Raw genomic sequence first — 26,315 nt, 5'->3', positions numbered from 1 at the left:
ATAGACAGAAAAGACAGTGAGACTATTATTTCTCAATCTCGCTGCCTTTTCCGTTGTTTCTTTGTCGTTTCTTTTTCTTAACTTAATGACATTGGCCTTGAGCCCTGTTTTTTTTGTTTACCTCATAACCACGGTTATTCCTGCGGCAGCCTTATAGTCCAGTGCCAATTGGGTATTGTCGACTTTAAGAACAAAAGCGGGAAAGGTTTGGATCATTTCAACTTCCGTTCCCGGCAATAAGCCAAAAGCGGTAAGCTTTCTAATACTTGCGGAATTGTGCCCCTGTATGGATACAATTGTCGCTTTTTCACCTGTTTTTAACTCTATTACGGATTTTTCTTTCATAGCTTCCCCTCCTTTATAATACAAACAATTTTAGAATGGAGTTGATCAATGCCGCGGAGCCAAGCGCGACAAAAATGATTATCGTTACCATGCTTAATGCTACCGCTGCCCCTCGTTCCTTGATCATAACGGCAAACTGGGCTATACAGGGAACAAATAAGGTTAATGCGACTGCCGCAACCAGCAATTGCCTCTCGCTTAACTGCCCGGCACTAACAAGGTCGTAGAGTCCGGCAGCCCCATAATCGCGCCGAAAGAACCCCAGTAAAAAAGCCTGGGCCGCTGCCGGCGGTAACCCAATAATCCCCATTACAGGCTCAACATGTTTGATCAACACAGCTAAGACACCACTGCGAGCACCGGCCCACAACAAAACACTGGTAATAATAAATACCGGCAAAATTTCCATAAGGTACCAGGACATGCGGCTATATGCCTTTTTGAGAACATTCCCTATAAGTGGTAGCCTTAGCGGCGGTATTTCCATGTAAAAGGCACTTCTGTCACCCGGAATTAATTTTGCGCTCAACCAACCAATAAAACTAAAAACCATTACCATGTACGTGCTCCAAATGATAACGGCAGTGGCATTATGGGAAAGCAATGCCAGCACTACCCCCAGTTGAGCCGAACAGGGTATGCTTAGGGACAGCAGAAAGGTAGCCAAAAGCCGTTCCCGCTTGCTTTCCAGCGTCCGGGTTACCATTACCGCCATGGTACCGCAGCCGAGTCCCAACGTTAGCGGAATTACCGCCCGGCCATTTAGCCCAAAATAGCGAAAAACTGCATCAACCAACATGGCCAAGCGCGGCAGATAGCCCGTATCCTCCAGCAGGGCAAAAGCAAAAAAAAATGTACCGACAATAGGTAAAATAATAGCAGTGGCGTAGCGAAATCCCATGGTAAAAATACCATATTCTCCCGCCAGCAGCGATCTTGCCCACTCCCAGGGAATGAAATTCTCAACAATCCTGGCTACTAGAGGATTAATAATTGGTACAAATACGCTATTATTAACATAATCGACCAGATAGCCGGCGCCAAATTTGCCTACAAACTGATATAGCCCAAAATAAAGCACCAAACATAAAATGGGGAGGCCGGTTATCGGTTCTCTGGTTATTTTACCTAACCACCCGGCAACATGTTTCAGCGAATGCTGTTCAATCCGCGCATAGCGAACAACCTTATCCAGAATTTTATCAATAACAGCCTGGCGCTCTATAGCCATCAGAGCCTCCGGGTTGTTTTTATTTTCCGCTGCTACTTGCTTGATTATAGCAGCTATTTCAGCCCAGGCCTGCTCCTTTTGTGCAAGTTCAAGTACCATAGCATCGCCTTCCAGCAACAGGATCGCGGTAATCCTTTTGCTTAAGGTGTAAGACAGCTGTAACAAATCGCTTATTTTTGCTATCGCCTGCTCAAGCTGACTGCTTAAATTAAAACTACCGGGCTGCGTGGGTTGGTATTGAGTAATAGCATTTTTTAAAACTTCTAAACCGACTTTGCCGGCAGCACAAGTCGCGATGACTGGAATACCCAGCAGTTTTTCAAGTCTTTCGAGATGAATAAGCATTCCTAGCTGCCGGGCTTCATCCATAATATTTACATTGAGAATAACGGGTAAGCCGGCGTCTATAAGTTGCAGCGTCATATGGAGCATACGCCGTAGATTTTTGGCATCAACGACATGGATAACAACATCCGGCACCTGCTTGCTCAATAATAGTCTTGTAACCCTCTCTTCCTCTGTTAAAGGAATTAATGAATACATTCCCGGCGTATCAATAACTTCAAACCGCTTTCCTCTATCTTTAAAATAGCCTGTAGAAATATCAACCGTGGTTCCCGGATAATTAGATACGGCAACATAATTTCCCGTCAAATAGTTAAAGATACAGCTTTTACCGACATTGGGTGAACCCACCAGTACTACTCTAGCTGCCGCAGCCCGCACTTTATCCAACCTCCGCGTCTTTTGAAAATGCTTATACTATTTCCTATGCCGTACTAGATCGGGATATGCGTTTGCTAAAAAAAATCCCGGTCATATGACCGGGAACTTTTTATAGTACTTTTTTCAATTTGGAGGCGATATTGGCTTTTGGCATATACCCTGTCAACCTATCTACTTGCTCGCCATTTTTAAAGATAATCATCGTAGGCAAACTCATCACACCATATTTTTGGGCTAGTGAGCGATTTTCATCAACATTCAGTTTGGTAACTTTGATTTGATCACCCATTTCTTGTGCCAATTCATCCAGAATTGGTCCAAGTCTAGTGCAGTAGCCACACCAAGGAGCCCAAAAATCTACAAGCACCGGTTTGGCAACTTCAAGCACTTCTTCCTGGAAATTGTTGTCATTTACATTGACTACATTTACCATCAGACAGTCCCCCCTTTAATAAGTGAATTCCTCCATATCTACTTGTGGTTGCGGAGTTCAACTAAGACACAGGTTTGATCAACCACAGTAAGACCGAGATTTTTTGCTGTTTCTACGACGCTGGCGGCATTCGCGCCAGGCTGTAGCCAAACATTTTTAATGCCCAGTTCGGAGCAGTCATGCATGATTTGTTCACCAACTTTTGGCGGTACTACCACATTCACCACATCAGGCTTAACCGGTAGATCTTTCAGTGCCGGATAGCATTTATCCCCAAGTATCTCAGTTATTCCGGGATTTACCGGATATACTTGATAACCGGCCTCTTTCAGCGCTTTAAATATCTTATAACCAAATTTTTCCGTATTACCAGTAGCGCCTACGACAGCCCAGCTTTTCAGTTGAAGCATGATCTCGCACTCGTTCATTTCGTGCCCCCTATACTATGTTTACGGCAGTACCTGTTAGATCATTCCTCAATAACTGTGACTTTATTCATTACATCGCCCTGGTTGATCTGGTCAACAACATCCATGCCTTCAATAACCTTGCCGAATACTGTATGTACACCATCCAAATGCGGTTGGGGCTCATAGACAATAAAAAACTGACTGCCGCCGGTATTAGGACCGCGATGGGCCATTGACAATGCCCCCCGTTCATGCTTGTGCGGATTCCCTTTTGTTTCACAGGGAATTGTATAACCGGGGCCGCCGGTACCATTGCCGTTAGGACAACCGCCCTGGGCGACAAAGCCTTTAATCACCCGGTGAAATGTTAAGCCATCGTAAAAACCTTCTGTTATGAGTTTTTCAAAATTGGCAACCGTTCCGGGCGCATCTTTTTCAAATAGTTCAATAACGATTTTACCCTTATCCATTTCAATAACCGCTTTTTTCAACATTTATCCCTCTCTTACATAGAATTGTCTCATTATACCATAGTTAGCTACCTTTTGGCAAAACTAGAAAGCGCTAGTAGAAAAACAGCCACAGAATTTTGCGTAAGCTTCTCTCTGGCTGACTTTCCCAATGCTGAACCGTTTAGACAAAAGGATTTGAAGATATCAGCATAATAAGCTGTTTTGCATATAAAAGAATCCTGTGCTATATTAAATATAATAAAAAGATCAGAATTAAAAAAAGGGGGTAAAAATAAAAACTTAAAGGGTAGGTGCTATATGATTACCACGGTTATCAATGTTGTCTTTTTTTTATTTGCGATCGCACTGATTGACCTCAATTATTAGAGTGCATACGTAGAAGTCTTGGCTTTTTGCCAGGCTTTTTATTTTTTGCCATAAGGCAAAAGCAAAATAAAAAACACTCCTTCACCAAGGAGTATTTCCCAATTAATAATTATGTAACCCAAAATGTCGTCCCTCAATATGTTCAAAACCTGCCCGCTAGCAGGTGGGCGCTATATAGTTATGCGTTTGCCTTCCACTCTGCGGAGGCCTGACAGCAACATAACCTCAAACTCCCCATGTGAATGAGTCGGTTGAACATATAAGAGTGTAACGAACACCTCAGGCATTAGTATCTTTTGACATTATGGATTTTACCATTCCTGCAGCATTATCTCAATGCTGAAAAACAGTCAAAAAATAGTCTGACGGACTATATTTTTTAACCACCACAATGATGCCTTTTCGTCCTTGGTCTTACATAATCATTAATTATTTGACTTTTTCCGATTCCAGTTTTATTACGCTAATTATTCTCTAAATGGCGAACACAATTGAGCAAGGTAATAACCGGCCTGCCATCATAATATTCAATGATGTTAACGGCTGTATTATCCTGTTTAATACTCCACACATGATTTAGATGAATGTCCAGAACAGCACACAAAATTGTCCCTATGGTACCACCATGAGCAACCACTGCCACCGTCTGGCCGGGATGTTCCTTTATGATCTTTTGAATTGCGGCATATGCCCGTTCTTTAAGTTGATGGAAACTTTCGCCGCCGGGTATCTCCAGTTCATCGGGAGTTGTCCATAACTTGCCCAACATGCCAGGCCAACGCGCCGTAATCTGATCATACGTCAGGCCTTCCCACTCGCCGAATTTGATTTCCCGTAACTCAGGCGTAATATTCACTTTAAGGTTATGCCTGGCAGCAATGTATTCTGCCGTCTTACAAGCGCGGGATAAATCACTGGCATAGACAGCGTCAATTTTTTCTTTAGCTAGACGCGCTGCGACAGCCTCCGCTTGTTTAATCCCCTTATCAGACAAGGCAATGTCGCTGTGCCCCTGATACTTGCGCTCTAAGTTCCAGAGCGTTTGCCCATGACGGATAATGATTAATCTGGTCATCGAAATCACCTCAACACCTGTTTAAAACAATGGAGCAGGATTTTATTTTGTTCGTTACGCTTAACAGCAACCCGCACATAACGGGGAGATAAGCCTGGATAGTTACTGCAATCACGGATTAAGACATTCTTCTCAGCCAGTTTCTGCCGTAATTGCTGCGCATCATGGCCACTTTGACTGATATCCAATAATATGTAGTTAACAGACGGTAGAAACGGCTTTATTCCCGCCAGGGTATTCAGGCCGGCAAACAGCCTGTCTTTTTCCTGTTTAACGGTCTCCCGGCTGGCGATTTGATATTCGGCATCCGCTAGCGCAGCTACGCCCGCCGTCTGTGCCAATAAATTAACATTCCAGGGATCTTTAGCATGATGCAACTTAACTGTTAAATCAGGGTGAGCAAAGGCAAATCCGAGCCTGAGACCGGGTATTGCATAAAATTTTGTAAGCGAATGAACAATGACCAGATTATCATACTGCCTGAGCAGTGACCGGCAAGTATACTCCTGGTCATTGTTCATAAAATCCATAAATGACTCATCAACAACTATGGTAGTTTCATGCTGCTTAGCCGCTTGCAGCAATGCTTGAATCTGCCCGTTGGTCACCAAGGTGCCTGTGGGGTTATTAGGATTGCCAATAAATGCCATATCGACTTTTTTAATACGCCGGCATAAATAGTCTATGTCAAAAACAAACCCATTATCAGCTGACAAATAGGCATACTCAATAGCTGCACCTGCCGCGGCAGTTGCCCGTTCATATTCACTAAACGTAGGCGCCGGGATGAGCACCCGCTTGGGGCGCAGGGTATGGGCCAGCACGTAAAGCAATTCGACAGCGCCGTTGCCGGTTGTAATCCGCTCAACATCCACATGATAATAAGTGCTGATTGCTTCTTTCAGGGAAGACGCTTGTGCATCAGGATAATGAATGACCAGGTCGACAGACTGCGTTATTGCCTTTCGTACGCTATCTGGCAACCCCAGTGGATTTATATTCGCACTGTAGTCAAGAAAATCCGCTAACTCACCACCGCGCTCTCTGGCCCAGGCATGCACATTGCCACCGTGAACATAACTAACCATCTGTTTGTCAGCGCCCATTACGATCCACTCCTGTTATGATTAGTCCGCCGGTAATTAACTGGACAGTCTTTAAATAAACTACCTCCGTGCAGCTACAGCCGATTGCTTTAACACAGGCTTGATGTCCGGCCATATTGTCCGTGCTAAACATAACACCGAAAACTGTACCGCTATGAGCAGCACAGATGCCAACAGCACCATAATCCCGGCTGATATTGATCACCTGTTCCAGGCAGGGCTTATACAGGATTATTTGATTGGCAAGAGCACTCATCGTAGCTCCCTGCCCAATCAGCCGGGCATCACCCTTTTCCAGTCCTTGTTCGACTAACTCAATAGCCGCTCTGATCTGCGGTTCTTTGGCCTGATTTAAGGCAGCCAAATCTTTCCTGCCGTTGAACGCCAGCGTGTCGACCTGTCCGCCAGCGTCAAATACTGCGATATGGATTGGCGGCGGATTCCCCAAAAATCGGCGAATCCTGCCTTCTACATGATCAAACATCATAATTCCCGGATAAAAAATTCCATCAGTTGGTTCAATCGATAAGGCAATATCAGCAATCTCATCACAGGACAGGTGCCGGCCTGCCAATGCCAACGCAGCAGCCTGGCAAGCAGCACTAATATCGGCGCTGCTGGAAGCCATTCCCTTGCCTACCGGTAAATCAGACTCCATCGTGAGGTTTAGTTTACCCGCCATATTCAGATATTGAAAGGTTTTAGAAACAGCCGCGGCGGTTTTAGGCTCAATATGTACCGGATCGTCACCGGACACAACGGTAACTTCCGAATACCAATCTACCGGACAAGTAATTAAAAAGTTACCCCCGTTAATTGTGCCTTGTACTAATTCGCCACATGAACCAGGTGCTTTAACTTTTATCATATTGGAAAGTCTGCCTTTCAGTGATTGAGTCTTTTTTATTGGATAACAAACAGGAGTAACGTAATTAATTCGGTCAGTTCCGTAACAGCGCCATAAGTATCGCCGGTTAAACCGCCCAAAACTTTGGCAAAATACCGGGCTGCTGCCATTCCTGTCAGCACAGCTCCGCCCGCACTAATGGCAGCCTGAATTCCCAGCAAAATCGTAATAGCAACGGCAATGCTCACAGCAATCAACAGCGTTGAGCGGCCGGCATATTGTGCAAAGGCCTTACCCATGCCTTCAGGCCGGGCATAGGGAAACGCAGTAATACAAATGACCATTGCGGTCCGCCCTGCCACCGGCATAATGAGAAGCGCGGTAGTCAGCAGGGTTGGTGTCATATCAACAATCAGTGAGTATTTTAATAGCAGGAGAAAACCGAAAGCCACAACGCCATTCGCACCAACCCGGCTGTCTTTCATAATTTCCAGCATACGTTCCCGGGAACGTCCGGAAAATACACCATCAGCCGTATCCATAAAACCGTCACAATGCAAACCACCGGTAATGGCAATCCCCGCAAAAACAATCACCGCTGCCAAAACATGGGCGGGTAAAAGCTGACTGAGAAAGTAGTTTAACCCTGCCAAAATCAAGCCAATCAAAGCGCCAACTAGTGTAAAATATTTCACACTGCGGCCAAAGCTAGCCGGCGACCAATCAGTCTGTTTGACCAGCCGAATGCGGGTAAGAAACTGTAACCCGGTAAAAAAGTCCTTCAATCTAAATTCCTCCCATCTTGTAGACTGCCTACAGATAGGCAAGCAACCATTTACCAGCTACTGTTGCTGCAACAAACAGAACAGTCACTGCATACATAATCTGAATGGTCTGTTCGATATGTATTGGTGTAAGCTCACACTTTGCCTCTCCCATATAAGCCCTTAGAGAAGCTACTCCCCCATAATAATTGAGTCCGCCTAATCTAATTCCTAACGCTCCGGCCACACCGGCCTCGGAAAAGCCGCTGTTGGGGCTGGGGTGTTTCGCAGCATCACGCCTGATGGCGCGAAAAGCACCGGCACTATCCAGCTTAAGTATAGCCGCAGCTAAAATAATGAACAAGCTCGTAATCCTAGCCGGAATATAATTAAACACATCGTCAACCCGGGCGGCAACCATACCAAAATCATAATATTTATCATTTTTATAGCCAATCATCGAGTCCATGGTATTCACGGCCCGATATAGGAAGGCCAATGGAACGCCGCCAATTGCGGCGTAAAAAAGTGGCGAGATTATGCCATCTACAATATTTTCAGCCACAGTCTCAACCGTGGCCCGGGTCACTTCGGCAGTGTTTAGCTTGGCTGTATCCCGTCCGACAATCCAGCCAACTTTATAACGGGCCTGTTCCATATTGCCGCTGAGTAAAAATCCGGCTATTTCCCGGCCGGCTTCCGCCAAACTTCTTGTCGATATGGTAAATGACAACAGGATTGCACCACCTAAATACCCGGCCCACGGATGAACAACAAACAAAGCCGCCATAACCAACCATACGCTTGTATATACCAGTGTTAACACCATAATGACAAGCACGGCTCCCGCCATTTTTTTAGCAACAGGTGATTGGGCGAGAGGTAACATCCGCCGTTCCAGCCAGGCAATCAAATTGCCGATCATAACAACCGGATGGAAGGCTGTACGCGGATCACCAAGCAAGCAGTCCATAATGACTGCGCCAAACAGTAAATACTCTGTCATCGCTATCTACCATTCGCCTCATTCATAATCCGGTAGACTAAATCAATATCCATACTCCGCCGGACAACATCCGCCAAACGGTTATACGCCGCATCTTTAAGCGCCTGTGTATCGACAATAACCCCTAACGGTGCCAGTCCCTTACGTACCCGTAGTGCGTCGAGGACAGCCCGCCGGTAAGCATCATTGTCGAAAATTCCGTGCATATAGGTGCCCATCACCAAGCCGTCGGCGGTAACTGCGCCATCCGGCATCTGCACCTGTTTGCCTGACCGGGTGTCAATCGTAAAGGCAGGATCCACCGGGGATAAAAACTGGGTACACCCCATGTGAATTTCATAACCGGTTAGATTATCACCCGAATAGTTAATGCCTAAGAATTTGTGATTCACGGCGACAGCTTTTACCTGATGGGTTACCTTGTTAGCTGCAAAGACAGTAATACTGTCAATAAGACCTAGGCCCATAACCTCATCCAGATCGGATTCCGTATGGTCAGGATCTTGTACCTCCCGGCCCAGCATTTGATAGCCGCCGCAAATGCCAACAACCGGTGTACCGCTCTTTACCCTCTTGATAATTTCCCGTTCATAACCATTCTCGCGCAGATATAATAAATCCTCAGTAGTGTTTTTGCTGCCAGGCAATATGATAAGATCAGGATTGCCGAGCGCTTCCCCTTTGCGCACATACCTGAGCCTAACATCACTCTCATTGGCCAAAGCATCAAAGTCGGTAAAATTTGAGATCTTGGGAAGGCGCAAAACAGCGATATCCAGTTCTCCTTCTTTCTTTGCCGGCTGCTCTTTTTCTTCTAAGGATACCGAGTCTTCGTCGTCTATTCCTAACTTATCCAGATGAGGAACAACCCCAATAACCGGTTTGCCGGTTTTGGCTTCAAGAAAATCTAATGCCGGTTTCAGCAAAGAAATATCGCCCCGGAATTTATTGATAATAATTCCCTTAACCAGATCCCGTTCATCAGGCTCCAGCAGTTCCAAAGTTCCGACAATCGACGCCAAGGCACCGCCCCTGTCAATATCGGCAATGAGTAGAACCGGTGCCCCGGCCAGTTTGGCTACACGCATATTTACTATATCATTGTCCTTTAGATTAACCTCCGCCGGACTGCCGGCGCCTTCAATGACAATCGTATCAAAGTCTTTATGAAGTTTCCGGAGGCATTCAGTTACTACCCCTAACGCCTTTAGACTATAGCCGGAATGATATTCTTTTGCTGACATATTCCCCACAGGTTTACCCATGACAATAACCTGCGAACAGGAATTACCCGTAGGTTTTAATAATACCGGATTCATTTCAACTGTGGGGTCCAGTCCGGCAGCCTCCGCCTGAGCCACCTGAGCCCGGCCCATCTCGCCGCCGGTTTTGGTGACATAAGAGTTAAGTGCCATATTCTGTGCCTTAAATGGCGTTACTTTCTGACCATCTTGTTTAAAAATCCGGCACAATGCCGTAGTTAAAATACTTTTGCCTACATGCGAACTTGTTCCCTGCAGCATAATCGCCTGCGCCATAAGCTCACTCCTCTCTCGGACTATATATACAACGTGCTAAAGATTTTTACAGGCGGGGGGATGTGGATGTTAGTGCTATTTTTTTAGTTCAACAGCCAGACCGCAGACGACTAAATATACCTCATCCGCATTTGCCGCCACTTTTTGATTAACCAGTCCGGCAATATCGCGGTATTCACGCGCCAATGCATTATCCGGCACAATTCCTAAGCCAACTTCGTTGGTAACAAAAATCACATCACCATCGCCCTCTTTGGCGCTTGCCAGCAATTTATCCATACTCCCGAGAACAACCTGACGCCGCTCTTCCCTGTTCTGCGGCGCATCCGGCGCTAAGAGCAGGTTGCTTGTATACAGCGTCAGACAATCGAACAATACAATATCCGCTTCCCGCACCGCCTGCCGCATAGCCTCATCGGCCCGATAAGGGGCTTCAAAGGTTTTCCAGTTGGCGGGGCGCCGGCTTTGATGGAGATTCACCCGTTCCCGCATTTCATCATCATAGATCTGGGCAGTGGCAATATAGGCTACCCTGAGCCCGTTTTTCGCCGCATACTCTTCGGCAAAAGTGCTCTTACCGCTGCGTGCACCGCCTGTTACTAAAACAATTTTACCCGCCATATTCTTCCTCCCCTGCCTTTAGCGGTTGGCCATATATTGAGTGCATCTGTCAACAAACCGCCTTGCAGATAGTCTGTTGCCGGCAAAATGCATATGCAGATAGGATGCGAGAATATTACCTGACGCATACCCTCCCTGATAGAGAGCACCTGTACGCATTTTTTTAAATTCAAACGCCCAAGGAAATTCTTCAGGACTGCCATCCGGAACCATCCGGGAGAAATGAAACTCATGTCCGCGTAAGCTCTCGCCGCACGCGCACAGCACATTATCCGTTAAAGCTCTTGTTTTTACATACCCTACGGTCTCGAGCTTGGACTGCATGCTGCAGGCTGCCGGAATAACGCCTGCCATATCATAAGTCCGACCGTCAAAATCCGTAATCTGCCGCGCCAAATACATGAGGCCGCCGCACTCGGCATATATCGGCATACCACGCTTGGCTGCCTGCAAAATATCATTGCGCATAACTGCATTGGCTGATAGTTCCTTGACAAACATCTCGGGAAAGCCGCCGCCTAAGACAATGCCATCCACAGCTGGTAATTGCCGGTCATTAAGGGGACTGAAATAAACAAGTTCAGCGCCATACTCAGTTAAAACTTGCAAACTGGAAGGATAATAAAAAGAAAATACTTCGTCCTGCGCCACACCTATCCGCACTGCCGACCGATCACCTGTCCCCTTTACAACAGCATTTTGCTGCCAAAGCGGCCCTGCCGTTTTCGCCAGCGCCAGTAATTCCGGCAACGCAACCTGTTCAGCCATTTGCTGTCCCATTTTACTCACAGCGGCAGCCGCATCCTGTTCGGTTACAGGTGTCAGCCCAAGATGACGTTCCGGCATAGTAAGCTCCTGATTACGAAAAACCGTGCCAATAACAGGAATACCTACCCGCTCGAGCGCCTCACAAACCATCAGTTTATGACTTTCTGATCCAAGCCTGTTAATAATGACGCCAGCCAAATTTACTTCCGGGTCATAGGTTTTAAAACCTAAGGCAATGGCAGCAGCGCTTTCGCCCATGGATTTGGCATCAATGACCAATATGACCGGTGCTTGCAAAAGTTTAGCAACAGCGGCTGTACTGCTAACACCAAAGCGCCCGCCATCAAACAACCCCATAACGCCCTCAATAACGGCAATATCATTGCCTTGCGCCGTACTGGCAAAGATTTCTGACAGCGATTCCGGCGGCACCAGCCAGGTATCCAGGTTATGGGCACTTTTACCGCTGGCCAGGCGGTGGAATCCAGGATCAATATAATCGGGGCCGACTTTATAGGACTGGACTTTAACACCGCGCTTGGTCAGAGCGGCCAACAACCCGGTTACAATGGTTGTTTTACCAACACCACTGCTAACGCCGGCAATTACCACTCTTGGAATATTCAATTGGCCCATTTTAAATCCCCCTAAGCGACTAATTACTAGCGTTTAACGTCCTAACATATACATCATGGCATTCACAGCGGCTGCCGCTATCGGGCTGCCCCCCTTATTGCCAAGCACTGTAATATAGGGAACAGGATCTGACGTATGGAGCAGTTCCTTAGACTCAGCCGCGCCTACAAAACCAACAGGTACGCCAACAATGAGTGCCGGTTTGATATTTTGCTCTTTAATCATTTGCATGACTTCAAAGAGGGCTGTCGGCGCATTGCCGATGGCAACAATAGCGCCGTTAAGCTGAGCGCCAAATTTCCGCATGGCGGCCATGGAGCGGGTTATACCGGCCGCCTTAGCTTCCCGTGCTACCGTCTCATCAGCGACTAAGCAGAAGGCCTGGCCTCCTAGCTCCGCCAAACGGCGCTTGTTAATTCCCGTGCGCACCATTTCAACATCACAGAAAATATTGCAGCCTGCCGTAAGTGCGGCCAGTCCTGCCGCGATAGCCTGAGGATGAAGCCTGATAATATTCGCATAATCCGGGTCTCCGGCAGCATGAATAATGCGTGAGTATACCTTGGTTGCCTGCTCGTCTAAATGAAAAGCGGTCAAATAGGGCGCAATGATTTCCATGCTGCGCATTTCAATTGCCATCGGGTCTTTTATGTATTGCATATGTTACCTCCCTGTACGGCCTTCCCTTTGTCACTTACTATTTTCATTGCATGAATTACCTCTTCTTGGGTCTGGCACAAATTTCGATAGGTAATATCCGGTCTGCCAATTACAATGATGGATAGATTCAGTTCGATCGCTGCCGCGATTTTCGTATCGGCACCGCCGATTGTTCCACTATTTTTGGTAATAATGACTTCGGTGCCATATTCTCGAAAAAGCGCTGCATTAAGCTGCTGAGAAAAAGGCCCCTTAATCGCAATAATGTCTCCCGGATCAAACCCCAGGTCAATACATTCATTGATAACATCCGGCTGCGGCAGTACCCGCGCAATCAGGCGGCAATCCGCCAATAACGGTTCTCCTTTAAATATTTTTAGTGCACGACTGCCGGTAGTCAAAAAAATTACTTTGCCCAGGCCGGCTGCCAGTTTGGCAGCCTCAGCGGCATCACTCGCAGCATATAATTTTTCATACTCAGGAATGCAAACCTCTGACCGTTCGTACCGTATATAGGGGATACCTGTAGCCTCACAGGCTGCCATGGCATTTAAGGAACCATTTACGGCATAAGGATGACTGGCGTCAACAACAACTGTAATACCCTGGCTAACCAGCAAGTTTTCCATTCCTTCTAAAGTAAGCTGTCCGGTGTGAACACGAATACCCGGCAAATCAGCCAAAAACCGGCCATATTCGCTGATTACCGCTACCATGACCTTTTGCCCGAGTTCCGCCAAACGCATCGCCAACTTCCGGCCATCCAGCGTCCCGGCCAGCACTAAAATCATAACTGATAACCTCGGGGGGTTACCATTTTACCGTCAACTACATAGGTCTGGCTATTGCCGATAATCACTAAAGAAAACATGTCAATATGCTCACTGGTAAACTTATCTAAGGTTGAAATCGTCATTTTTTCTTTGGGCCGGCTGGCGTGCTGAACAATGCCAACAGGAGTTTCCGCCCCCCGGTGCTGCAAGACAATTTCCCGCACCGTCTCGATCTGAGTTGTCCGCCGTGTGCTTTTCGGATTATAGATGGCAATAACAAAGTCACCGGCAGCCGCCATTTCCACTCTCTTTTGAATAACCTCCCAGGGGGTTAACAGGTCGCTTAAGCTGATAACGGCAAAATCATGCATCAGCGGTGCGCCCAGAATAGAAGCAGCCGCCCCAACAGCACTAATGCCCGGAACAACACTAACCTCCGGCTGAACGGGCAGCGGATATTTGGCAACAAGCTCAAGCACTAAGCCGGCCATACCATAGACCCCCGGATCACCACTGGAAATAACGGCAACCTGTTTGCCGTCCATAGCCTGCTCTACCGCCGCCTGGCAGCGGTCAACTTCCTGCATCATACCTGTACCAATCGTGGTTTTTCCCGGTAATAAGTCTCTTATCAATTCAAGATAAGTATCATAACCGACAATCACCTCGGCACATTCAATGGCGTGCCGGGCCCGCAGTGTCATATCGGCCAGACTGCCTGGCCCTATTCCTACTACCGATATCTTACCGGCGTGATAGCCACAGTCACTTTGGGATACTTGGTTTTCGGTAAAAACAGCTTGCTGGTTCTCCCTGCCAGAATTGCTGCTGGTTCGCATACATTCCCCACTCCTATCTTTTCATTAACAAAATTAGATAACGCCAATGCATGTTTTTCAATACATTCATTGAGCTGCTGATGGGTATAAAACTCAATCGGCACTGCAAGCTGCTGCGCGGCTGACAGTAGGCCGATTTCATCTTCTTTTACGGTTGTGCTGCCGATAATCGCCACACTTTTAATACTGCGCCCAATTGCCTGGCATGCCTGGCTAATGGCCGATAAAATTTCCGCACCGGAGGTGCCCCGGCGGCAACCAACACCAACGGCTAAACTCCCGGGACGCAAATACAAATGCGGTTTGGCTATAGGGAAATTTCTGTCGGTAATAATTACCGCAGCATCATAATTTTCGCTGAAAGCCAATTCACTGGTATCGGCCAGCGGAACATTCAGCTCAGCGGCTGAACAAATGTATTGCGCATAGCCGTCCAGTTCTTTGTCCACCAAAAAAGCCACTTTGCCGCCGTTAACAATGACGGAGTTAATTGTTTTTAGTGAAGCAAACGGTTCCATCGCCAGATTAAGTTTGACGGCAAGCACATCGGCAGCAGGTAATTTGGCAACATCGGTAGCTGTCGTAATGACCGGCGTGGCTTGTACGGCATTACCCACCAACTGAGCCAACTCATTTGCCCCACCGATATGGCCTGACAACAGGCTGATGGCAAAAGTACCGCCATCATCCATAACAACAACTGCCGGGTCAAAACGTTTATCTTTCACATAGGGGGCAATGACCCTTACTACAATACCTGTGGCCATAATAAAAATTAAACCATCATACACCGAAAAAATTTCATGGACCAAATCACTTAGGCAGTTGTAGGTATTAGGTTCGCTCTGGGGATTGCGCCCGTTTTTTACATAAATATCAACTTTAGCTTCTAATAGCGGCGCTATCTTTCCCGCTAATTCAGCGCCCTTATTGGTAACTGAAATAACTGCCAGCTTCACAGCCTATTTGGCCTCCCTGAACATATGCCCGAATTCGGGCGCATAGAGTCTGGATAGCGCGTAGTTTGTGTCTAAAACTTTACCAACGACAATCATGGCCGTGCGATCAATATTATTTTCCCTGGCAATTTGAGCAATAGTCTTTAGCGCACCACGATAGATTTTCTGATCAGGCCAGGAAGCCTTCTGGACAATGGCTACCGGAGTTTCCGCCGGATACCCCCCATCGATCAGTTCTTTAACAACATTGTCCAGCATATGCACGCTTAAAAATATACACATGGTTGCCTCATGGCTGGCCAATTTCACTAATTTTTCCTTCTCCGGCACAGGCGTGCGTCCTTCCAGGCGGGTAATAATCACTGTCTGAGAAACATCAGGCAATGTATACTCCTGTTTTAATGCGGCAGCCGTAGCTAAAAACGAACTCACGCCAGGTATAACCTCGAAGGCAATACTTTTGCCTGCCAGTTTATCCATCTGTTCCTGAATAGCACCATAAATGCTGGGATCACCGGTGTGGAGTCTGACTACCAGCTTATTTTCTTTAACCCCCTGCTCGACAACGGCAATAACCTCATCCAGAGTCATTGATGCGCTGTTATAGATGGCAGCACCGTTTTTTGCCAGCGACAGCAATGCCGGGTTAACCAACGAACCGGCATAAATAATAATATCGGCCTGTCCTAAAAGGCGCTGACCTTTAACCGTAATTAGCTCGGGATCGCCCGGACCGGCTCCCACAAAGAAAACATTCATCATAATTCTCCCTTCTTTTTTCGGCTTTTCTCCCCGGCCTGGAATCTATAGAGTATCCAATAAGGATTTACAGCCATTGGCTTGCAATTATTTACTGCAAGCAATGATATAAATCGGATTAAGCGCTTTAAACATATTACTGGCTCCGACGGCTTGAATTTTAGTTACCTGCACGCAGCAAGCATCCACACTGTACTCTTTTCTTTCTCGCATAATTTCTAATGCAGTTGAGAGTGTTTCCACAGTAACCGCCGTTATAACCAGCCGGCCTCCCGGTTTAAGCAGTGTATCGGCATAAGCCAATATATCCGGCAACCTTCCGCCGCTGCCACCAATTAAAATAACATCAGCCGCCGGTAACCCGTCCAGGGCCTCAGGGGCAATCCCCAGGATGGCCTCCACATTGTTTACCTTAAATTTAGCGGCATTGGTTTTGATTAACTCAATACCCTCAGTCTCCCGTTCAATGGCAAATACCTTTCCCTGTTCTGCCAGCAATGCCGCTTCTATTGACAATGAACCGGTACCGGCGCCGATATCAATAATCGTATCGGTGGCATTAATTCCGGCTTTAGCTAATGTTAGTATCCTAATCTCCTGTTTCGTCATCGGAATGTTACCCCGGATAAATTCACTGTCCGGAATCCCTAACCCCTGCTTCATGCCTTCACCACCATTACACTGTGTTCAAATCCCGGTGTCCTCCTTGCCTCTGCCAAATTTACGGCAATTATGCTCTCATTATCATAAGACAGGTTGGCACATAACCACACACTTGCTGTTTTAGGCCAACCGTGTGTTAACAAAATATCGGCAATATTGGCGGGATTATGCTGATTATCTGTTAAGATCCCCAACTTATAACCCGGACGGTAACACAAAACCGCATCGTCAACCTCACGGCCATGCATACTGATCAACGCTGCATCCTGCCAAACTTCGGCTAACCGGGCAAAAGCAAGCTGCACCGAGCTAATCCCCGGAATAACGGTAAGGCAGTCTGGCGAAAAGCGCTTTCTAAGGGCGGTGAGCATGCTATAGAACCCCGGATCACCTGACACCATTACCACTACATCATGACGATTAAGCTGCTGTTCAACAAAATCAAGCACACCGCCAATATCTTTATCAATAACCTTAGTCAGCTGGTTTTCGGAAGCAAATGTCGCCAGTGCCCGCTTGCTGCCGACCAGGACAACTGCTTCTTTAATTGTCCGGCTGGCTGCCGGTAACAGATAATCGGCTGAACCTGGCCCAATGCCGACAACTATGATTCGATAGGCACATTCCATCCTAAATGTCCTCCAATTTCCCGGGCCGTTTGGTCAAGCCCCAGTATATCTCCCTTCAAAGTAACAATCACTGTCCCTACAACCAATTCTCCGAATACATACCGTATAGCCCGGGCACTGGCTCTCTCGGCCAGCAAATTATAGACTTCGTTCATATTATAACGGGTAATGATCGGCATAGCAGCCTCGGTCGTGGTTGAAGATAGTATTTCTTTAATAGCGGCCTGCGGCGCGCCGCTGAGTGCCATATAAGCGGCCAGCGTTTCCAATCGGGCATCAGCCATCCGATTATGGGTATGAAATATCCCGGCCGAAACCTTAACAATTTTCCCCAGATGACCAAAAAGCAGCACACGCCGCATTCCGTACTTTACGGCATTTTCCAGCATATGCCCGATAAAATTACTTGTCTGAACAACGGCGGCCGCCGGCAAACCATAACGGTTAACGGCAATATCCTGCCCAATTTTCCCGGGCGCAAACACGATTTCGTCATATCCCAGCGCATGTACCACACTGATTTGAGGTACCAGCGAGTTTTTAAAAGCCTCTTCCGACATAGGTTCAACAATGCCGGTAGTACCAATAATCGATAAACCGCCCACGATTCCCAATATTGGGTTAAGCGTTTTGGCTGCGAGTTTCTCCCCATTAGGGACAATAATGGTGACAATTGCCCCTTTGCCTGGTGGCAAACAATCTTCAACAGCTTTCGTTATCATAGTACGCGGTCCGGGATTTATGGCAGGCTCACCCACAGGCACAGCCAAACCGGGTTTTGTCACTGTCCCTACTCCCTCGCCAGCCTTAATAACAATTGCCGGCTGACTGGTTACCATTACTTTGGCTCCAATCTTAATTCCATTTGTTATATCCGGATCATCGCCGGCATCCTTTATAACCCAGCCAAATCCACCATCAGTACTTGCATGGCATTCAGCTATCGGCACCTTTAAAGCTATCCCCTGCGGCGAGAGCACCTCAACAACCGTCACCGGCTGCCCCAGCCGGGCCATTATTGCCGCCTTGGCTGCTGCAGCGGCACAGGTGCCGGTCGTTATTCCTTTGCGCATTGGCTTATCCGACAATAGAAAAACCCCCTTTTAGCAGGGGGTATATCACCAAACAATAAATGATTTTGCCTGATTCTTTACCCACACCTGCCTATCTTCCGTAGGTCCTAACGGCGTGTGTTAGAACAGGCAGGTCTCCTGACTCTGGTTCATCGCTCACCCAAGCCTTCCCGGTTTCCCAGTGGCAAATTTAAGAGGCATCCCCATTACAGTGGCGGGACCGTGCCGGTATTACACCGGACTTCCCTATTAAGCTCAAAGCACCCATTCCCTTACACCTATTAATTTATGATAGTGGTATTATTCCATACAGTTGGCTATTTTCCTGCCAGAAGGATAACAATTATCAAAATTAAACAATTTAAATTTTTCTTACATTATCAGAAAGTACAACCTTTCTGATAATAAGTAAGAACGACTAGGGCTTCCGCCGGCGTCCTGAAGGACTTGGCACAAGCCAAGTCTTTTCTTATAAATCATTTACTTGGTTATTAGCTGGGCAAAAGACACAAGCCTGATCCCCCTGTATTCCAAAAGTTTGGCAACCTGCCCACTGGTAAGAGCGGATAATTCCTGCTGCCAATGGTATCCCCATGAAAATGCCGCATTAAGTTTCGTGTCATCGAAGCCGGGATGCACCATAACTTCCGACACGCCTTCAGGCAGGTTGTCTATAATATTGAGCAACAGACTTTCATCCATACTGCCGCCTGCCACCATTCCGTAAAAGTGATCAGGCACAACGATCCCGGCCCGTCGAGCCCGAAAATGAGCCAAATTAGCCAAAACGCTTAGACCGGTACGGCCAATTATCCTGCCGGCAGTTGGTTTAAAACCGCCCAGAAACAATAACGGCTCAGCAGGTATCCGCATGGCGGGAATATGATATTTTTTCGCAATACGTAAAACAACATCAAAAATTCCCGGCACCACATGCATATGTTGGTGGCTGTCAAGATGGGTTACGTTTATTCCGGCTGCCAATACTTTTTCAACCTGAGCCGTAAGTTCGCATTGCACATCTCGCAAACAAATACCTGACGTACCTATTTTCCGGAAAAGTGACGCATAGCTGCCACAGAACATGCCATTGCCGTCAACAAGCGAGGAAATACAATGAGGTTCACTTACCGGCAGTCCGCCAACCAGCGTAAGATGAACTCCAATTCCCAATTGCGGGTGTTTGGCGGCTAAACCTGCCGCATGTTCAAAAGCAGGGCCACCCGCCATAAGTGAAGTACTTGTTATACATCCTTTCGTATACCCTTCAATAATGCCATGATTAATACTCTCATGCAACCCAAAATCATCGGCATTTACAATTAATTGTTTCATAATTAAACCTCAACCGGATTATATTGGAATGATTGTTGGGGCAAAAAATCCCTGGTATGACTTGATATATGTTGTCTGATACTAATATTGGTCACATGACCAAAATAAAAACTTCAGGAGGTAATCAATAATGAATCAATCTAAACAAAGCAAGCAAGCGGAAAGCAAAAACGAATATGGCACCATGACTGCAAAAATGGATGCAAATAACGATTATGCCAGCAAAAGCTCCGGCACGAACACTACTGCCTCTACCTCTGCTTCTTCTTCCATGACTTCGGGTACCTCTGCAAATATGAGCGAATTAAGCAAATTGGCAAAACAATCGCAAACCGGTAGCACTACTACGGCTACCAGTTCCAAAAGTGCCCTGGCCAACCAAACTTTAACTGCTAAATATGATGCTAATGGGGACTATAGCGCCGAGTAAGAAGTAAAAATCAAATACGGCGCCGTGTTATATGCCCGGCGCCGTTATCTTATTTGTCCACATTCTCGATGTGCGTGGCATAAGCGCTATGGTTATGAATGGATTCATAATTTTCGCATTCCACTTCAAACCACTGAATACCGTCTAGTTTACGCAACATCAACACCAAATCTCTTAGCACGTCTTCAACAAATTTAGGATTCTCATAAGCCTTTTCCGTAACATATTTTTCATCCTCACGTTTTAGCAAAGGATACACTTGACAACTTCCCCGCTCTTCCAACATTTTTGCCAAGTCTTCAATCCAAATGAATTTTCCATGCACTTGTTTAATTTTTACTCGCATAATTCCCCGCTGGTTATGGGCGCCGTATTGAGATATCTCCTTGCTGCAGGGACACAAAGAGGTAAATGGCACAATAATCCCTAATACAAAATCTAATTGCTCGCCGCGGGCTAAGCTGGCAGAAAACGTGCAATCATAATCCAGCATACTTTTAAGGCCGCTCACGGGAGCCTCTTTTTCAACAAAATACTTAAAATGAATATCAATATGAGCGCGTTTAGCGTGCAAACGGACAATGGTGTCGGTCAGCATATTGCCGATTTCCCGATAGGACACCGGCTTTTGACTCCAGTCGCTCAAGATTTCAATAAACCGGCTCATATGTGTCCCTTTGAACTCTTGCGGTAAATCAACAGTAAGTTTAATTTTTGCTAAAACGCTTTGAAACGAACCACTTTTAGTTTTTATTAAAAATGGCAAATGCACATCGCTTACGCCAACTTTTTGGATGGCAATACCGCGTTCGTCACAGCTGTTTTGAACATCTTTGATGGAACTATTCGAACTGCGTCCCTGGGTTGTCTGCCTCATCATTATTCACCCCTAGTTTGATACAAAATAGGATCAATCAGGCCTGCCTCTGCAAACCCTTTAAGACGCAAAAGGCAACTGTCGCACTGCCCGCAAGCCTTGTCTTGACCTTCATAGCAGCTTGTGGTCAGGTGAAGCGGTGCCCCCAGCTTGTCCCCTAATAATACAATATCTTTCTTGGTCAAGCGGATCAGCGGCGTTTCGATCATAATTTTTCTGCCATCTTCCGCGGTTGCTTTTGTTGAATAATTAGCTAACTGCTGAAACATAGCGATAAACTCGGGTCGGCAATCAGGGTAACCGGAATAATCAAGAGCATTCACGCCGATATATACTCTTTCAGCGCCTGTTACTTCCGCATAACCTAACGCATAGCTAAGAAATATCAAATTCCGTGCAGGTACATACGTTATCGGCACAGTCGCAGCGCCAATTTCACCTGCGGGTACGGCTATACTGGTATCGGTTAAGGCACTGCCACCAATAGCATCCATATTCGTCTCAATAATTAAATGGCGATCTACTTTGTAATGCTTAGCGACTTGGGCGGCAGCCGCAAGTTCTCTTTTGTGCCGCTGATGATAGTTAAAGCTAATCGGCAAGAGTTCATAGCCTTGATTGTAGGCAACAGCCATACATACCGTAGAATCAAGCCCACCCGATAACAGCACAACGGCCTTTTTGTTCATAAGTATTCCCCTTATCTTATCATTTAGTAGGTTAAGCTTTGACAACCTGAACAATGCTCAAGGTTTTATTACGTTCTAAATCAATATACTCTTTATCTTCTGTTACCACTACCGGGCGTGCTGCCATAAACTGGCCCAGGTAGATGACTTCCGCTTGTCTTCCGTCACTTAGTTCAACAATATTACCAAGAAGATAGTCACGAACATTATTCAAAAATACTGTACCAATTTGCGGATCAAGTTTATTAAACATTTCTTCAACAATCATTTCGACTACCGCAAACGGCGAATTTTTACGATGATAAACGCGGTCTGAGGTCATTGCATCATACATGTCGGCAATTGCGATAATTTTGGCGTATGGATGGATTTGATCACCGGAAACGCCAAGCGGATATCCACTGCCGTCAAACCGTTCATGATGTTGTAAAATTCCATGAATAACCCCGTCCGGAATCTCCGGTTTGTTACGAAGCAATCTATAGCCGCGGGTGGTATGCAGACGCATAATTTCCATTTCTTCAGGCGAAAGCTTACCCGGTTTATTTAATATTTCAAGCGGTATCTGTGTCTTGCCAACATCATGAAGCAAACCGGCTAAAATTAAATCCTTTAGCTCAATTCCCGAATAACCAAGCCATTTACCTAATACTCCGCAAATAATTGCCACATTGACAGAGTGATGAAACGTATAATCATCCTGCCGGCGCACCATATTTATATGATTAATTACACCAGTGGTATTAATTAGTGGTTCAATACAATTTCTGGCTAAATTCTGTGTGGCGGTTAACGGAACTTCTTTAAAAAAACGAATTTTCGCAAATGAATCTTTTAGAATATTGACCGTATCCTCATATTCGGTAAAAAACTTCATTTGGACAGCCGTTTCAGGAATAGAAAAATCCATTTCGGATTCGTCAGACAATGGTTCTTTAATAAAGACAGTGTTAATTTCCCAAAAATGCAAGCCTTCAATCATGCTTTCAGAGAGAATTGTTCCTTCGCTTAGAATGACCTTATCATCCGGCGTTAATATCATCCGCCCAATCTCCATGCCAGGTCTTGCCTCATTTAGCGAATATGGTTTCACCCAATACCTTGTAGCCAGCCTTCTCTCCTCCTCTTGCCCAACACGTCATTATTCTGTTGCGTCAAAGAAAGTTACAATATTAACAATTATAATTTTACATATTTTCTTTTTTTCCTGCTAGCAAACCATTATTTTACTTTTATCGAGCCAAAAGTAAAACATGCAGCCAATAATCCCAATAATGGAAATTTTTCTCATACTAATTTATTATAAACTAACAAAACGACATAGCCTCTTTTAATGCAATATGCTGAACAACCTTTAACGGCATCCCGGCCTTCTCGGCAATCTTCCTGCAATCTTCGTACTCGGGTGCTACATTGCATATTTTTCCCCGGTAAGAACTAATTTTAACCTTGACATCGCCCCAAGGCAACCCAATAACAATAAATTCACGGTCCGCCATCGTTCTTGTCACCGGATAGAAACGCATGCCGATGGAAGTAGTTTCCTGCAAAATAATCTCCGCTATCTTATTCTTACAGTCACTTGACAGTAAAACCGACAATTTGGTTGCCGGCCGGCTCTTTTTCATAACAATCGGCGTAAGCCAAACATCAAGAGCGCCGGCTTCAAACAATTTATCTATTATGTATCCATAAATTTCAGGGTTCTGATCGTCTATATTGGCTTCCACGACCAGACACTGTTCGTCCATTTGCGTTTGATTTTGTTCCTGATTCCTATCGCTGCCGGACACTTCTCCCCAGTAAAGACGCAAAACATTAGGAATGGCAAGATCCCAACTCCCGGCACCATACCCTATTTTATGGCTTACAAACCCTTCCGGCCTTACTCCAAAATCGTTGCCGAGTGTTGCCAGCACAGCCGCTCCGGTGGGCGTTACCAGCTCTTTGGCAATGTCGCCCTGATAGTAAGGAATACCATGCAGCAGTTCGGCGGTAGCCGGAGCCGGCACAGGCATCAAACCATGGCAACATTTTACAAAGCCATTGCCAACATGGAGTTTTGAAGAATAAATATGCTTAATGCCAAGGTAATGCAAAGCCCACGCAATGCCAACTATATCAACGATTGAATCCACCGCGCCAACTTCATGAAAATGAATTTCATTAAGCGGCATGCCGTGAACTTTGGCCTCGGCCTGAGCTAAACGGGTAAATATGGCAATACTGGTTTCTTTTACAGCAGGTACCAGTTCAGATTTATTAATAAGGCTAACAATATCCTCCAGATTGCGATGTTCATGTACCGATTCATCTACCTGAACATCCAGGTAATTAGCGCTAATACCACCTTTATCAACCCGGGATATGGTCAAAGTATAGCCATTTACCGGCAATTTGACCAATTCAGTTCGCAATAGCTCTGCCGGCGCTCCGACATCAAGCAACGCTCCCAGCAGCATATTACCACTGATTCCGGCAAAGCAATCCAAATAAATAGCATCGTTGTATTTTTTGTCCATTGTTTCATCACCTCATGTGGTTAATCATGCTGGCCAAGCGGCCTGCGCCGAATCCATTATCAATATTAACAACAGCTACACCGGCCGCGCAGCTATTGAGCATACTTAGCAGGGCTGCCAGACCGCCGAAATTTGCACCATACCCAATGCTTGTCGGTACGGCAATAACAGGTTTTGCCGCCATCCCCCCAACCACACTGGCCAGCGCCCCCTCCATTCCTGCCACCACAATCAGAACATTGGCTTGTTCAATGAGTTGGTGCTGATCCAGCAAACGGTGAATACCAGCCACGCCAACATCATATACTCTTTTTACCTCATTACCCATAATTTCTGCCGTAATTGCAGCTTCCTCAGCTACAGGAATGTCACTTGTCCCAGCACTCATAACTAACACAAAACGTTCCTTATCAACCGTTGGCTTTTGCCGTTCAATGGTAATAAGCTTGGCCGACTGATGATATTGAGCATCAGGAACAATTTTCTTGACGGCATCATACATTTCCTTTGTCGCTCTTGTTGCCAAAATACTGCGGTTATATTCCGACAACCTTTCAATAATAATCTGCACCTGGTCTACCGTTTTTCCCTGGCAAAAAACAACTTCGGCAAACCCTTGGCGCAGTAACCGGTGATGATCCAGCTTGGCAAATTCCAAGTCTTCGTAAGGCAAAATTTTCAGCTTATCAAGCGCATCATCAAGTGTCAGTTCACCTGCTTTATATTCTTTGAGCAAGCCTCTAACATAATCCATATCCATTTTTACACCTCATTTATTTAGACGTCATATTAGAAATATAGAGCGATAAACTACAAAAAAAAATCAGGCCTCCCATTTTAACTACGTTATTGTCTAATACCCCAATTATAGCGATGTTCTCGGACTGAGGCAACTAATGCCGAAAAATTCCTTGGGGCAAGCAGTCGACCCGGATAATATAAGCCATAACCAGGCCACTTTCCGGATTATTCTAATATTTATAATAAAATATTAGAAAACCCGGCTAACGCCGAACGTTTGGCGAGAGCGCTAGCCGAGGTGATACTCACGCCAACAGAATTTTGTTAAACTCTGTTTAGCTAAGATTATGCCAATGTCCCTCAAAGTACCGGCAGAATCTTAAGTCGTTCTTACTATTTCAGCAAGATTATCCTGTTTGGATAATCTTGCAAAGAAACACTGCCCCGCTGAACATTATTTTTTAATTCAAGGAAAATAGTAAAAATCCTGTCGAAAAAATTATTAATTGTGCAATTGGGGAATAGCACGAAAATTCCCTAAAATTGTCTCCAGACATTCTATAATCTTCAACTGTGTTTCTTCCACCAATAAGATCCCCTGGATTAATAACATAATTTGGGGATTGATCCTTATTTTGTCTTCCTGTGCAGCCATTTCCAGGTAACTAATTGCCGATTCCATTTGTTCAGCAGCTGCTAATACCTGGCTATCAAGCAACCGATCCAACAAAATATAGTGATAGGTTTGCACCAGTTGCGCGGCTTGACTATAGCCGTCACTGTTATAATGATAGTGGGTAAACTCGAAAAAATGGGTAACAAACTCGGTAAAATCATGATTATTTGTCAATGTTATGTCAACTGTAGCAGTATAGATCAACTTATTTATAGCCTGAATGTGACTGTTTTGCAGCCTCATTAAAGCTTGCAAATTATTTAGTTCCTCCGACTGATTAAGCAAGGCATCACCTCCACGGCAGCACGTCTACTACTATACTATATTCTATTCAGTTTCTAAATG

29 protein-coding genes, 1 other RNA gene and 1 riboswitch are annotated in these 26,315 nt (G+C 45.8%); of the genes, 1 reads left to right on the top strand and 29 read right to left on the bottom strand.

What is annotated here, in order from left to right; genetic code table 11:
- Positions 1 to 117: 117 nt before the first annotated feature.
- The 23 genes from BLR65_RS16300 to BLR65_RS16190 form a co-directional block, all read right to left on the bottom strand.
- On the bottom strand, positions 118 to 345 hold the full coding sequence (locus BLR65_RS16300; protein WP_093795242.1) for a FeoA family protein: 228 nt from the start codon (positions 343 to 345) through the stop codon (positions 118 to 120).
- 13 nt (positions 346 to 358) lie between these two features.
- Positions 359 to 2,302, bottom strand: coding sequence for a ferrous iron transport protein B (gene feoB, locus BLR65_RS16295; protein ID WP_093795241.1), 1,944 nt, complete (start codon positions 2,300 to 2,302; stop codon positions 359 to 361).
- 109 nt (positions 2,303 to 2,411) lie between these two features.
- Entirely contained in the window at positions 2,412 to 2,735 is a 324-nt protein-coding gene (gene trxA, locus BLR65_RS16290) for a thioredoxin (protein WP_093795240.1), read from the bottom strand.
- A gap of 38 nt (positions 2,736 to 2,773) precedes the next feature.
- Entirely contained in the window at positions 2,774 to 3,163 is a 390-nt protein-coding gene (locus tag BLR65_RS16285; RefSeq protein WP_093795239.1) for a CoA-binding protein, read from the bottom strand.
- Between the two features lie 41 nt (positions 3,164 to 3,204).
- Positions 3,205 to 3,636: a peptidylprolyl isomerase gene (locus BLR65_RS16280; RefSeq protein WP_093795249.1), complete on the bottom strand. Its 432-nt coding sequence runs from the start codon at positions 3,634 to 3,636 to the stop codon at positions 3,205 to 3,207.
- Positions 3,637 to 4,095: 459 nt separating this feature from the next.
- A non-coding RNA gene (gene ssrS, locus BLR65_RS16275) (6S RNA) lies at positions 4,096 to 4,273 on the bottom strand.
- A gap of 174 nt (positions 4,274 to 4,447) precedes the next feature.
- Positions 4,448 to 5,059, bottom strand: a complete 612-nt coding sequence (gene cobC / locus BLR65_RS16270; protein ID WP_093795238.1) for an alpha-ribazole phosphatase — start codon at positions 5,057 to 5,059, stop codon at positions 4,448 to 4,450.
- Positions 5,060 to 5,064: 5 nt separating this feature from the next.
- Entirely contained in the window at positions 5,065 to 6,165 is a 1,101-nt protein-coding gene (gene cobD, locus BLR65_RS16265; RefSeq protein ID WP_245692836.1) for a threonine-phosphate decarboxylase CobD, read from the bottom strand.
- A complete protein-coding gene (locus tag BLR65_RS16260; protein WP_093795237.1) occupies positions 6,155 to 7,033 on the bottom strand; it encodes a GHMP family kinase ATP-binding protein in 879 nt (292 codons plus the stop codon). Before BLR65_RS16260 ends, cobD begins: the two co-directional genes overlap by 11 nt.
- 35 nt (positions 7,034 to 7,068) lie before the next feature.
- On the bottom strand, positions 7,069 to 7,797 hold the full coding sequence (gene cobS, locus BLR65_RS16255; RefSeq protein ID WP_093795236.1) for an adenosylcobinamide-GDP ribazoletransferase: 729 nt from the start codon (positions 7,795 to 7,797) through the stop codon (positions 7,069 to 7,071).
- A gap of 28 nt (positions 7,798 to 7,825) precedes the next feature.
- Positions 7,826 to 8,782, bottom strand: a complete 957-nt coding sequence (gene cbiB / locus BLR65_RS16250) for an adenosylcobinamide-phosphate synthase CbiB (RefSeq protein ID WP_093795235.1) — start codon at positions 8,780 to 8,782, stop codon at positions 7,826 to 7,828.
- 2 nt (positions 8,783 to 8,784) lie between these two features.
- On the bottom strand, positions 8,785 to 10,320 hold the full coding sequence (locus BLR65_RS16245) for a cobyric acid synthase (RefSeq protein WP_093795234.1): 1,536 nt from the start codon (positions 10,318 to 10,320) through the stop codon (positions 8,785 to 8,787).
- A gap of 75 nt (positions 10,321 to 10,395) precedes the next feature.
- Positions 10,396 to 10,941 (bottom strand): bifunctional adenosylcobinamide kinase/adenosylcobinamide-phosphate guanylyltransferase, encoded by a 546-nt coding sequence (cobU, locus tag BLR65_RS16240; RefSeq protein WP_093795233.1) that lies wholly within the window; start codon positions 10,939 to 10,941, stop codon positions 10,396 to 10,398.
- A gap of 18 nt (positions 10,942 to 10,959) precedes the next feature.
- Entirely contained in the window at positions 10,960 to 12,345 is a 1,386-nt protein-coding gene (locus BLR65_RS16235; RefSeq protein ID WP_093795232.1) for a cobyrinic acid a,c-diamide synthase CobB, read from the bottom strand.
- A gap of 33 nt (positions 12,346 to 12,378) precedes the next feature.
- Entirely contained in the window at positions 12,379 to 13,005 is a 627-nt protein-coding gene (locus BLR65_RS16230; protein ID WP_093795231.1) for a precorrin-8X methylmutase, read from the bottom strand.
- Complete coding sequence (gene cobK / locus BLR65_RS16225) at positions 12,993 to 13,796, bottom strand: precorrin-6A reductase (RefSeq protein WP_093795230.1); 804 nt, start codon at positions 13,794 to 13,796, stop codon at positions 12,993 to 12,995. Before cobK ends, BLR65_RS16230 begins: the two co-directional genes overlap by 13 nt.
- A complete protein-coding gene (gene cobJ, locus BLR65_RS16220; RefSeq protein ID WP_245692840.1) occupies positions 13,793 to 14,482 on the bottom strand; it encodes a precorrin-3B C(17)-methyltransferase in 690 nt (229 codons plus the stop codon). The genes cobK and cobJ overlap by 4 nt, the downstream gene beginning before the upstream one ends.
- A gap of 29 nt (positions 14,483 to 14,511) precedes the next feature.
- Entirely contained in the window at positions 14,512 to 15,576 is a 1,065-nt protein-coding gene (locus BLR65_RS16215) for a cobalt-precorrin 5A hydrolase (protein WP_093795228.1), read from the bottom strand.
- Positions 15,577 to 15,579: 3 nt separating this feature from the next.
- On the bottom strand, positions 15,580 to 16,335 hold the full coding sequence (cobM, locus tag BLR65_RS16210; RefSeq protein ID WP_093795227.1) for a precorrin-4 C(11)-methyltransferase: 756 nt from the start codon (positions 16,333 to 16,335) through the stop codon (positions 15,580 to 15,582).
- 87 nt (positions 16,336 to 16,422) lie between these two features.
- Positions 16,423 to 16,998, bottom strand: coding sequence for a precorrin-6Y C5,15-methyltransferase (decarboxylating) subunit CbiT (gene cbiT / locus BLR65_RS16205; RefSeq protein ID WP_093795226.1), 576 nt, complete (start codon positions 16,996 to 16,998; stop codon positions 16,423 to 16,425).
- The gene (gene cbiE / locus BLR65_RS16200; RefSeq protein WP_093795225.1) at positions 16,995 to 17,627 is read right to left on the bottom strand and encodes a precorrin-6y C5,15-methyltransferase (decarboxylating) subunit CbiE; all 633 of its coding nucleotides are present in this window, start codon (positions 17,625 to 17,627) and stop codon (positions 16,995 to 16,997) included. Before cbiE ends, cbiT begins: the two co-directional genes overlap by 4 nt.
- The gene (gene cbiD, locus BLR65_RS16195) at positions 17,603 to 18,700 is read right to left on the bottom strand and encodes a cobalt-precorrin-5B (C(1))-methyltransferase CbiD (RefSeq protein ID WP_093795247.1); all 1,098 of its coding nucleotides are present in this window, start codon (positions 18,698 to 18,700) and stop codon (positions 17,603 to 17,605) included. The genes cbiE and cbiD overlap by 25 nt, the downstream gene beginning before the upstream one ends.
- Positions 18,701 to 18,811: 111 nt before the next feature.
- A riboswitch (cobalamin riboswitch) is annotated at positions 18,812 to 18,983 on the bottom strand.
- Positions 18,984 to 19,180: 197 nt separating this feature from the next.
- A complete protein-coding gene (locus tag BLR65_RS16190) occupies positions 19,181 to 20,035 on the bottom strand; it encodes a ChbG/HpnK family deacetylase (protein WP_093795224.1) in 855 nt (284 codons plus the stop codon).
- Positions 20,036 to 20,165: 130 nt separating this feature from the next.
- Here BLR65_RS16190 and BLR65_RS16185 point away from each other — a divergent pair, with 130 nt between their 5' ends.
- Positions 20,166 to 20,465 (top strand): hypothetical protein, encoded by a 300-nt coding sequence (locus tag BLR65_RS16185; protein ID WP_093795223.1) that lies wholly within the window; start codon positions 20,166 to 20,168, stop codon positions 20,463 to 20,465.
- Positions 20,466 to 20,514: 49 nt separating this feature from the next.
- Here the strand turns inward: BLR65_RS16185 and folE2 are convergent, their stop codons facing one another.
- From folE2 to BLR65_RS16155, 6 genes are all read right to left on the bottom strand, one after another.
- Complete coding sequence (folE2, locus tag BLR65_RS16180; RefSeq protein ID WP_093795246.1) at positions 20,515 to 21,303, bottom strand: GTP cyclohydrolase FolE2; 789 nt, start codon at positions 21,301 to 21,303, stop codon at positions 20,515 to 20,517.
- A gap of 41 nt (positions 21,304 to 21,344) precedes the next feature.
- Positions 21,345 to 22,031 (bottom strand): 7-cyano-7-deazaguanine synthase QueC, encoded by a 687-nt coding sequence (queC, locus tag BLR65_RS16175; protein ID WP_093795222.1) that lies wholly within the window; start codon positions 22,029 to 22,031, stop codon positions 21,345 to 21,347.
- Between the two features lie 31 nt (positions 22,032 to 22,062).
- A complete protein-coding gene (locus tag BLR65_RS16170; protein ID WP_093795221.1) occupies positions 22,063 to 23,088 on the bottom strand; it encodes an HD-GYP domain-containing protein in 1,026 nt (341 codons plus the stop codon).
- 250 nt (positions 23,089 to 23,338) lie between these two features.
- Entirely contained in the window at positions 23,339 to 24,553 is a 1,215-nt protein-coding gene (gene larC / locus BLR65_RS16165) for a nickel pincer cofactor biosynthesis protein LarC (RefSeq protein WP_093795220.1), read from the bottom strand.
- Positions 24,554 to 24,560: 7 nt separating this feature from the next.
- Positions 24,561 to 25,313 (bottom strand): nickel pincer cofactor biosynthesis protein LarB, encoded by a 753-nt coding sequence (gene larB / locus BLR65_RS16160; RefSeq protein ID WP_093795219.1) that lies wholly within the window; start codon positions 25,311 to 25,313, stop codon positions 24,561 to 24,563.
- Between the two features lie 483 nt (positions 25,314 to 25,796).
- On the bottom strand, positions 25,797 to 26,255 hold the full coding sequence (locus tag BLR65_RS16155) for a hypothetical protein (RefSeq protein WP_093795218.1): 459 nt from the start codon (positions 26,253 to 26,255) through the stop codon (positions 25,797 to 25,799).
- Positions 26,256 to 26,315: the final 60 nt, after the last annotated feature.

Origin of the sequence: Sporomusa acidovorans, from assembly GCF_900101845.1 — a bacterium.
GTDB classification, from domain to species: Bacteria; Bacillota; Negativicutes; order Sporomusales; family Sporomusaceae; genus Sporomusa; species Sporomusa acidovorans.
Note: the sequence above shows the minus strand (reverse complement) of the source record. Positions and strands in the feature narration are given on the sequence as shown.

Excerpts from the sequence above, each read along its gene's own strand:
- queC (WP_093795222.1), bottom strand. The coding sequence starts at position 22,031 with ATGAACAAAAAGGCCGTTGTGCTGTTATCGGGTGGGCTTGATTCTACG.
- BLR65_RS16190 (WP_093795224.1), bottom strand. The coding sequence starts at position 20,035 with ATGAAACAATTAATTGTAAATGCCGATGATTTTGGGTTGCATGAGAGT.
- cbiD (WP_093795247.1), bottom strand. The coding sequence starts at position 18,700 with ATGCGCAAAGGAATAACGACCGGCACCTGTGCCGCTGCAGCAGCCAAG.
- BLR65_RS16260 (WP_093795237.1), bottom strand. The coding sequence starts at position 7,033 with ATGATAAAAGTTAAAGCACCTGGTTCATGTGGCGAATTAGTACAAGGC.
- cbiT (WP_093795226.1), bottom strand. The coding sequence starts at position 16,998 with ATGAAGCAGGGGTTAGGGATTCCGGACAGTGAATTTATCCGGGGTAAC.
- cobU (WP_093795233.1), bottom strand. The coding sequence starts at position 10,941 with ATGGCGGGTAAAATTGTTTTAGTAACAGGCGGTGCACGCAGCGGTAAG.
- cobK (WP_093795230.1), bottom strand. The coding sequence starts at position 13,796 with ATGATTTTAGTGCTGGCCGGGACGCTGGATGGCCGGAAGTTGGCGATG.
- BLR65_RS16230 (WP_093795231.1), bottom strand. The coding sequence starts at position 13,005 with ATGCAATACATAAAAGACCCGATGGCAATTGAAATGCGCAGCATGGAA.
- larC (WP_093795220.1), bottom strand. The coding sequence starts at position 24,553 with ATGGACAAAAAATACAACGATGCTATTTATTTGGATTGCTTTGCCGGA.
- BLR65_RS16170 (WP_093795221.1), bottom strand. The coding sequence starts at position 23,088 with ATGGAGATTGGGCGGATGATATTAACGCCGGATGATAAGGTCATTCTA.
- cobM (WP_093795227.1), bottom strand. The coding sequence starts at position 16,335 with ATGAATGTTTTCTTTGTGGGAGCCGGTCCGGGCGATCCCGAGCTAATT.
- BLR65_RS16300 (WP_093795242.1), bottom strand. The coding sequence starts at position 345 with ATGAAAGAAAAATCCGTAATAGAGTTAAAAACAGGTGAAAAAGCGACA.
- cobJ (WP_245692840.1), bottom strand. The coding sequence starts at position 14,482 with ATGACACTGCGGGCCCGGCACGCCATTGAATGTGCCGAGGTGATTGTC.
- cbiE (WP_093795225.1), bottom strand. The coding sequence starts at position 17,627 with ATGGAATGTGCCTATCGAATCATAGTTGTCGGCATTGGGCCAGGTTCA.
- BLR65_RS16245 (WP_093795234.1), bottom strand. The coding sequence starts at position 10,320 with ATGGCGCAGGCGATTATGCTGCAGGGAACAAGTTCGCATGTAGGCAAA.
- larB (WP_093795219.1), bottom strand. The coding sequence starts at position 25,313 with ATGGATATGGATTATGTTAGAGGCTTGCTCAAAGAATATAAAGCAGGT.
- cbiB (WP_093795235.1), bottom strand. The coding sequence starts at position 8,782 with ATGACAGAGTATTTACTGTTTGGCGCAGTCATTATGGACTGCTTGCTT.
- BLR65_RS16285 (WP_093795239.1), bottom strand. The coding sequence starts at position 3,163 with ATGAACGAGTGCGAGATCATGCTTCAACTGAAAAGCTGGGCTGTCGTA.
- cobD (WP_245692836.1), bottom strand. The coding sequence starts at position 6,165 with ATGGGCGCTGACAAACAGATGGTTAGTTATGTTCACGGTGGCAATGTG.
- BLR65_RS16185 (WP_093795223.1), top strand. The coding sequence starts at position 20,166 with ATGAATCAATCTAAACAAAGCAAGCAAGCGGAAAGCAAAAACGAATAT.
- BLR65_RS16235 (WP_093795232.1), bottom strand. The coding sequence starts at position 12,345 with ATGGGCCAATTGAATATTCCAAGAGTGGTAATTGCCGGCGTTAGCAGT.
- trxA (WP_093795240.1), bottom strand. The coding sequence starts at position 2,735 with ATGGTAAATGTAGTCAATGTAAATGACAACAATTTCCAGGAAGAAGTG.
- cobC (WP_093795238.1), bottom strand. The coding sequence starts at position 5,059 with ATGACCAGATTAATCATTATCCGTCATGGGCAAACGCTCTGGAACTTA.